We start from the raw sequence: 7133 nt of genomic DNA, 5'->3' as shown, positions 1-7133 counted from the left end.
GGGCGGCGAGGCCGTCGCCGAGCCGGTGGCGGCGATCATCGCCTCGGTCGCCGAGCGCGGCGACGCGGCGCTCGAGGAGCACGTCGCCCGCTTCGACCGCCGCGACGGCGAGCCCGCGCAGCCGCTGGTCGTGGCCGACGCCGAGCTGGACGCCGCCGTCGCCGGCCTGTCGGCCGAGCTGCGCGCCGCGCTCGAGCTGGCGATCGCCAACGTCGGCGCGGTCGCCGCGGCCACCACCTCGGCCGACCGCGACGTCCAGCTGCCCCAGGGCCAGCTGGTGCGCGTCCGCGAGGTCCCCGTCCGGCGGGCCGCGATCTACGTGCCGGGCGGCCGCGCGCCCTACCCGTCGACGGTGGTGATGGGGGTCGTCAGCGCCCGCGCCGCCGGGGTCGACGAGGTCGTCGTCTGCTCGCCGTCCGACGACCCCGTCCTGTGGGCGGCCTGCCGGTTGGCCGGCGCCGACCGCGTGCACCGGATGGGCGGGGCCCACGCGGTCGCCGCCCTCGTGCACGGGACCGAGACGATCGCCCCGGTCGACGTGCTGGTCGGCCCGGGCAACCTCTGGGTCCAGGAGGCCAAGCGCCAGCTCTCGGGCCGGGTCGGGATCGACGGCTTCGCCGGTCCCAGCGACCTGCTGGTGCTGGCCGACGCCGGCGCCGACCCGCAGCTGGTCGCGCTCGACCTGGCCGCCCAGGGCGAGCACGGGGACGGCTCGCTGGTGGTCCTGGTGACCGACGACCGGTCGCTCGCCGACGAGGTCGCCCGGCGGCTCGAGGCGGGCGTCGGCGGCGGTCCGGGCAGCGCCGAGACCGGCGCGGCCTACGCCGCCGTGGTGGTCGACGGCCCGCGCACCGGTCTGGCCCTCGCCGAGGCGTTCGCTCCCGAGCACCTCGAGCTGGTCGGCGCGACGATCGAGCCGCTGGCGCCCGAGGTCCGCAGCGCCGGCTGCCTGTTCGTCGGCGCCAGCGGGGCGACCGCGTTCGGCGACTACGTCGTCGGCAGCAACCACACGCTGCCGACCGACGGGGCGGCGCGGTTCGCCTCGACGCTGTCGGCCCGGACCTTCCGGCGGACGATGTGCGAGGTCCACGTCGGACCTGCCGCGGACGCGCTGGCGGAGGCCGGCGCCGCGATCGCCGACGCCGAGGGCTTCGTCGTGCACGCGGCCTCGATGCGCGCCCGTCAGAATAGGAACCGATGACCCGTTCCGCCCAGATCGAGCGCGCCACCGGCGAGACCCGCGTCGCCGTCGACCTGACGCTCGACGGCAGCGGCGAGGGCCGCCGCGCCACCGGCGTCGGGTTCTTCGACCACCTGCTGGACCTGCTGGCCCGTCACGCCGGCTTCGACCTGACCGTCGAGGTCACCGGCGACCTGCAGACCGGCAGCCACCACACGGTCGAGGACACCGGCCTGGTGCTCGGCCAGGCGATCTTCCAGGCGCTCGGCGACCGCGTCGGGATCCGCCGCTACGGGTCGGCGACGATCCCGATGGACGAGGCCCGCGCCGCCTGCCACATCGACCTGTCGGGGCGTCCGTTCGTCGTCTACGACGACCGCGACCTGCTGCCCGCCGGGGTCACCGGCGGCTTCGAGCACGAGCTGCTGGAGGAGTTCGTGCGGGCCGTGTCGGCCACCTCGCGCAGCACGATCCACCTCGAGATCGAGCGCGGCCGCGGCGCCCACCACATCATCGAGGCCGGGGTCAAGGCGCTCGCCCGGGCGCTGCGCGTCGCCGTGTCGATCGACCCGGCCGAGCGCGGCGTGCCCTCGACGAAGGGCACGCTCACCGCATGACGTCGCCCCGGCTCGCTGCGGCCGGCGACGGCGACCAGCCCCAGGGCCCCGCGTCCGACGGGGCTCGGATCGCCGTCGTCGACTACGGCATGGGCAATCGCCGCAGCGTCGAGAAGGCGCTCGAGCACGCCGGCGCACGGGCGCTCGTGACCGCCGACTCGGCCGAGATCCGGGCCGCCGACGGCCTGGTGCTCTGCGGCGTCGGGGCGTTCGCCGCCGGCGCCCAGCGACTGCGCGAGAGCGGCCTCGACGACCTGGTCCGCGAGCGGGTCGCCGACGGCACGCCGCTGCTCGGCATCTGCCTGGGCATGCAGCTGCTCTTCGAGCGCTCGGACGAGCGCGGGGGAGCGACCGGCCTCGGCCTGCTCGCCGGGCCGGTCCGCCAGTTGCAGCCGTCCGGCGGGCTGAAGCTGCCGCACATCGGCTGGAACCTCGTCCGCTGGGTCGACCGTCCCGACGGCCGGCCGCCGGTCCTGCGCGGCACGCTTCCCGAGCAGACGGCCTTCTACCACGTGCACTCCTACGTGGTCCGGCCCGAGGACCCAGCCGACGTCGCCGCCCATGGCGACTACGGCGGGCCGTTCGTGACCGCCGTCCAGCGCGACCGCGTGTACGGCGCGCAGTTCCATCCCGAGAAGTCCTCAACCGACGGACTGCGCGTGCTGCGCAGCTTCGCCGAGACCTGTACGAGGTGCACCACGTGATCCTGTACCCGGCGATCGACATCCTCGACGGCAAGGCCGTCCGGCTCGTCCGCGGCGACTTCGACGCGAGCACCGTCTACCGCGACAGCCCGCTCGAGGCGGCGCGATCCTGGGTCCAGGCCGGCGCCCGCTTCCTGCACCTCGTCGACCTCGACGGGGCCCGCGACGGCGAGCCGCGGCACCTCGACGAGCTGGCGAAGATCACCCGCGAGCTTGACGTGCCCGTCCAGTGGGGCGGCGGCCTGCGCTCGCCGGAGGCGGTGCGCGAGGCGCTCAAGGCCGGCGCCGAGCGCGTGATCCTCGGCACCGCCGCGATCACCGACCTCGACTTCCTCGACTCGGTGCTCGGCACCCACCGCGATCGGGTGATGGTGTCGATCGACACCCGCGGCGGCAAGGTCGCCACCAAGGGCTGGGTCGAGACGACGTCGATCGACGCGCCCGAGGCGATCGCCCGCTTGCAGCACCGCGGCGTGCGGCGGTTCGTCTACACCAACGCCGACCGCGACGGCCTGCTCGAGGGGCCGGACCTGGACGAGGTCCGGCGGATCGCCGAGGCCGTCCGCGGCCGCTGGATCTACTCCGGCGGGATCGGCGACATCGAGCACCTGCGGCAGCTGGCCGCGATGCGGCTGGTCAACCTCGGTGGCGTGATCACCGGCAAGGCCCTGTACGAGAACCGCTTCGCCGTCGCCGACGGCCAGGCGGCGCTGCAGTGATGGGGCTCGCTCGTCCAGCGGGCCGTCGGACGGGGCGCCCGTGCACCTGAAGCGGGTGATCCCGTGCCTCGACGTCGACGCCGGACGCGTCGTCAAGGGGACGAACTTCGTCGGGCTCCGCGACGCCGGCGACCCGGTCGAGCTGGCCGCTCGCTACGACGCCGAGGGCGCCGACGAGCTGGTCTTCCTGGACATCACCGCCACTCACGAGGCCCGCGACACGATCGTCGACCTGGCGCGGCGGACGGCCGACGCGGTCTTCGTCCCGTTCACGATCGGCGGCGGGATCCGGTCGGTGCAGGACGCCCAGGCGGTGCTCGACGCGGGCGCCGACAAGGTCGCCGTCAACTCGGCGGCGGTCGATCGGCCCGAGCTGCTGAGCGAGCTGGCCGACCGCTTCGGGGTCCAGTGCGTGGTGATCGCGATCGACGCCAAGGCCGTCGGTCCCGAGCGCCAGGCCGAGATCGGCGACCCGTGGGAGGTGTTCGTGGCCGGTGGCCGCACCGCCACCGGGCGCGGAGCGATCGCCTGGGCTCGCGAGGCCGTCGAGCGGGGCGCCGGCGAGGTGCTCCTGACCTCGATGGACGGCGACGGCACCACGGCCGGCTACGACCTGCCGCTGACGACCGCGATCGCCGAGGCGGTGCCGGTGCCGGTGATCGCCTCGGGCGGGGCGGGCACGCTCGACCACCTGGTGCAGGCGCTCCAGGCCGGCGCCGATGCGGCGCTGGCGGCATCGATCTTCCACTTCGGCACCTACTCGATCGCCGAGGCGAAGCAGCGGATCGCCGCCGCCGGGATCGCCGTCCGGCCGATCGCCGCCGACGAGGGCTGACGGCGCGGGGGCGGTCAGGCGCGCCGGCGCCCGAACGCGAAGTAGGCGGCCGGGCCCACGGTGTTGAGGAACGTCGCACGCCGCCACCAACGACGGGAGCCGCGGATCTGGTCGTCCGGCCGCCGGCGCAGGTCGCGGCGGGCGAGGACGAACAACGTCAGCTGCAGGACCGCCAGCAGCGCCAGCGGGACGCGCAGGGCGGGAGGGATCGGGCGCGACGAGGCCATGCCCGGCAGTGTAGGTGGGGCGGTTCGGGGTTGTGGCGCGTCGGGGGACGTCCGCTTGATCACGCCGGGCGGATGGGACGTGCGCGCCTCCAGCCGCTCCGTCGCCGTGGCTCTGCCGTCGCCGCGGTTCTACCGCCACCGCCCACCTCGGCGCGCTCCCGCCTCGCCGGGCGGGCAAGGCTCAGCCGCCGGCCCGTCGCCGCGCCTCCCGCAGCGAGCGGGCGTCGGCGAAGGCCTGGGCTCGGGGCGACAGGTGGTAGATGCTCGAGTAGCTCATCAGGTACAGGCGGCGGCCGTCGGAGATCCCGGGATCGAAGGCGCCGCTGTGGAGGCTGAAGACCTCGCTGCCGTCGCGCGCGCGGCGGATCGAGGTCCGCTTGCGGCCGAGGTTCGAGTACAGGACGAGATCGCCGACGACGGTGATCCCGCCCGAGATCTTCCCGCCGACGTCGCGGATCCAGCGCGGCCGGCCGCTGCGGGCGTCGAGCGCGTAGAGCTTGCCGCCGTAGGAGCCGATGAAGACGGTCGGCCCGCGACCGGCGACCGGGGCGACCGCGGGGGAGGAGTAGACGTAGCCGTCGGCCCGGCGCCGCCAGGCGATCCGTCCCGTCTGCTCCCCGACCGCCGAGACCGACCCGTCGATGTTGCCGACGAAGACCCGGCCGTAGGCGACCGCCGGCGTGCTGTAGAGGCTGCCGCCGAGGTTGCGCACCCAGCGCCGCCGGCCGCTCCGCAGGGCGATCGCGTGCAGCTTGCCGGAGTAGTCGCCGACGAACAGCGTCGGGCCATTGCGGGCGACGCCGGCCTTGACCTTGCCGCCGGCGTGGTAGCGCCACAGCACGCGCCCGTTCCTGGGGCTCATCGCGAGCACGTCGCCGCTCTCGGTGCCGAAGATCAGCTTGTCGCCGGCCAGCAGCGGCGAGGACTCCGAGCGCCCGCGCAGCAGCACCCGCCAGAGCCGCTTGCCGTCGGTGGTGAACGCGGCCACCTGGCCGGCGCTCGATCCGCGGTCGCGCTTGAGGACGGTCACGAAGACCCGACCGCCGCCGCAGGCGGGCGAGGCCGCCGCCAGCCGGCCGACCCGCCGCGCCCAGGCGATCTCGCCCGTCCGCCGCTCGATCGCCAGCAGCAGCCCGTCGTCGCGCAACAGGTACAGGCGGCGGCCGCAGAGCACCGGCGGGAACTCCAGGAGGATCCGGCCGCCCTCCCGCCAGCGGGTCCGCAACGGCATGCCGAGCCGGGTCCCGCGCGGGAACGGCAGGTAGCGGGTGCGCTGCTCGTTGCCGCCGTAGAACGGCCAGTCGGCGCCGTCGTCGTAGCTGTCGTGGCGGTTGCGCGGGATCTTGGGGTCGGCGCTCGGGGTCGGCTGCTCGCGGTCGGAGAACTCGACCGACGCGTCGGTGATCTCGCTCGGCCCGCGCAGGCGGTCCCAGGCCGCCAGCCCGCCGACGACCAGCAGCGCCAGGACGATCACGCCGGCGCAGCCGAGGCAGCCCCACGGGCGGCGCGGGACGTTGAGCGGCGTGACTCCGCGCCCTGCGAGGGGCGGCGAGTCGCGCCTCGCGGGGGGACCGGCCATCGGGACAGGGTACGGTCCGGCGCGGTGGCCGATGACCGCACCCGCCGACTGCTCGATCCGGACGCCGCGCTGACGGCGCTGCGACGGCTGCCCGCCGCGCGGCCGCTGCTGGACGTCGTCGGGCCCCGCGACGGGGTCTGGCTGGTCGGCGGCGCCGTCCGCGACCTGCTGCTGGGGATCGCGCCGCACGAGCTCGACCTGCTCGTCGAGGGACCGGTCGACGATCTCGCCGCGCGGCTCGGACCGGCCGTCGCCCGCCACGAGCGGTTCGGGACGGTCGAGGTCGAGCCGCGCCCCGGCGTCCGCTACGACCTGGCGCGCGCCCGCCGCGAGCGCTATGCCGAGCCCGGCGCGCTGCCCGAGGTCGAGCCGGTCGACCGGGTCCAGGACGACCTGCCCCGCCGCGACGTGACCGTCAACGCGATCGCCCTGCGGCTCGGCGACGGGGCGCTGACCGAGGTCCCGGGAGCGCGCGACGACCTGGCCGCCGGCGTCCTGCGGGTGCTCCACGACCGCTCGCTGATCGACGACCCGACGCGGGTCTGGCGGATCGCCCGCTACGCCGCCCGGCTCGGGTTCGCGGTCGAGCCGCGGACCCGCGAGCTGGCGGCGGCGTCCGACCCGACGACGATCTCCGGGGCGCGCCACGGCAGCGAGCTGCGGCTGGCGCTCTCCGAGCCGGACCCCGCGCGCGTCCTCGCGACGCTGCTGGAGCTGGCGCCGACCTTCCTGCCGCGCGGGTTCGACCCCGAGCCGCCCGGCCTCGACGCCGCGCTCGCGCTGCTGCCGACCGGCGGCCGCCGCGACCTGGTGCGGCTGGCGGCCAGCTGCTCCGGGGTCGCGCTCGAGCACCTGCTGCCGTGGATCGACGCGCTCGAGCTGACCAGCGCCGAGCGCGACGTCGTCGGGGCCGGATCGCGCTCCAGCACCCTCCAGCCGCTGCGCGCGGCGCGCCTGCCGTCGGAGATCCAGCGGGCCGCGGCCGGCGCGCCGCTCGAGGTCGTGGCGCTCGCCGGCGGTCCCAACGCCCGCCGCTGGATCGAGGAGCTGCGCCACGTGCGGCTGGAGATCGACGGCCGCGACCTGCTGGCGGCCGGCGTCGCGCCCGGTCCGGCCGTCGGGCGCGGGCTGGCGGCGGCGCTCGGGGCCAAGCTCGACGGTCGCCTGGACCCGGCCCGTCCGGCGGCCGAGGCGGAGCTGGCCGCGGCGCTGAGCGCGCTCGCCGGCGCCTGACCGCTGCACCGCGCGCCGCCAGCGGGCGCGACCGGTGCG

The 7133-nt window shown here is 76.1% G+C and carries 8 protein-coding genes; 6 read left to right on the top strand and 2 right to left on the bottom strand.

Annotated elements, in window-relative coordinates; all coding sequences use genetic code 11:
• From hisD to hisF, 5 genes are all read left to right on the top strand, one after another.
• Positions 1 to 1201 (top strand): histidinol dehydrogenase (gene hisD / locus PAI11_RS14390; RefSeq protein ID WP_040600377.1); only part of this gene is annotated, 1201 nt, incomplete at its 5' end.
• Positions 1198 to 1797, top strand: a complete 600-nt coding sequence (gene hisB, locus PAI11_RS14385; RefSeq protein WP_007576053.1) for an imidazoleglycerol-phosphate dehydratase HisB — start codon at positions 1198 to 1200, stop codon at positions 1795 to 1797. The genes hisD and hisB, both read left to right, overlap by 4 nt.
• A complete protein-coding gene (hisH, locus tag PAI11_RS14380; RefSeq protein ID WP_007576051.1) occupies positions 1794 to 2501 on the top strand; it encodes an imidazole glycerol phosphate synthase subunit HisH in 708 nt (235 codons plus the stop codon). The genes hisB and hisH overlap by 4 nt, the downstream gene beginning before the upstream one ends.
• Complete coding sequence (gene hisA, locus PAI11_RS14375; protein ID WP_244406547.1) at positions 2489 to 3220, top strand: 1-(5-phosphoribosyl)-5-[(5-phosphoribosylamino)methylideneamino]imidazole-4-carboxamide isomerase; 732 nt, start codon at positions 2489 to 2491, stop codon at positions 3218 to 3220. Before hisH ends, hisA begins: the two co-directional genes overlap by 13 nt.
• 40 nt (positions 3221 to 3260) lie before the next feature.
• The gene (gene hisF / locus PAI11_RS14370) at positions 3261 to 4055 is read left to right on the top strand and encodes an imidazole glycerol phosphate synthase subunit HisF (RefSeq protein ID WP_007576048.1); all 795 of its coding nucleotides are present in this window, start codon (positions 3261 to 3263) and stop codon (positions 4053 to 4055) included.
• A gap of 14 nt (positions 4056 to 4069) precedes the next feature.
• On the opposite strand, the gene PAI11_RS14365 is transcribed toward hisF, so the two are convergent.
• Positions 4070 to 4282, bottom strand: coding sequence for a hypothetical protein (locus PAI11_RS14365; protein ID WP_007576046.1), 213 nt, complete (start codon positions 4280 to 4282; stop codon positions 4070 to 4072).
• A gap of 181 nt (positions 4283 to 4463) precedes the next feature.
• Positions 4464 to 5861, bottom strand: coding sequence for a PQQ-binding-like beta-propeller repeat protein (locus PAI11_RS25515; protein WP_170320732.1), 1398 nt, complete (start codon positions 5859 to 5861; stop codon positions 4464 to 4466).
• A 24-nt stretch (positions 5862 to 5885) separates the two neighbouring features.
• Between PAI11_RS25515 and PAI11_RS26385 the strand changes: the two genes are divergently transcribed.
• Entirely contained in the window at positions 5886 to 7094 is a 1209-nt protein-coding gene (locus tag PAI11_RS26385; protein ID WP_007576042.1) for a tRNA nucleotidyltransferase/poly(A) polymerase family protein, read from the top strand.
• Positions 7095 to 7133 lie beyond the last annotated feature (39 nt).

The sequence above is a fragment of the Patulibacter medicamentivorans genome (genome assembly GCF_000240225.1).
In the GTDB taxonomy this organism is placed as follows: domain Bacteria; phylum Actinomycetota; class Thermoleophilia; order Solirubrobacterales; family Solirubrobacteraceae; genus Patulibacter; species Patulibacter medicamentivorans.
Note: the sequence above shows the minus strand (reverse complement) of the source record. Positions and strands in the feature narration are given on the sequence as shown.

Bases quoted from the DNA above. Each gene is read 5' to 3' on its own strand.
- hisB (WP_007576053.1), top strand. From the start codon at position 1,198: ATGACCCGTTCCGCCCAGATCGAGCGCGCCACCGGCGAGACCCGCGTC.
- hisH (WP_007576051.1), top strand. From the start codon at position 1,794: ATGACGTCGCCCCGGCTCGCTGCGGCCGGCGACGGCGACCAGCCCCAG.
- PAI11_RS25515 (WP_170320732.1), bottom strand. From the start codon at position 5,861: ATGGCCGGTCCCCCCGCGAGGCGCGACTCGCCGCCCCTCGCAGGGCGC.
- PAI11_RS14365 (WP_007576046.1), bottom strand. From the start codon at position 4,282: ATGGCCTCGTCGCGCCCGATCCCTCCCGCCCTGCGCGTCCCGCTGGCG.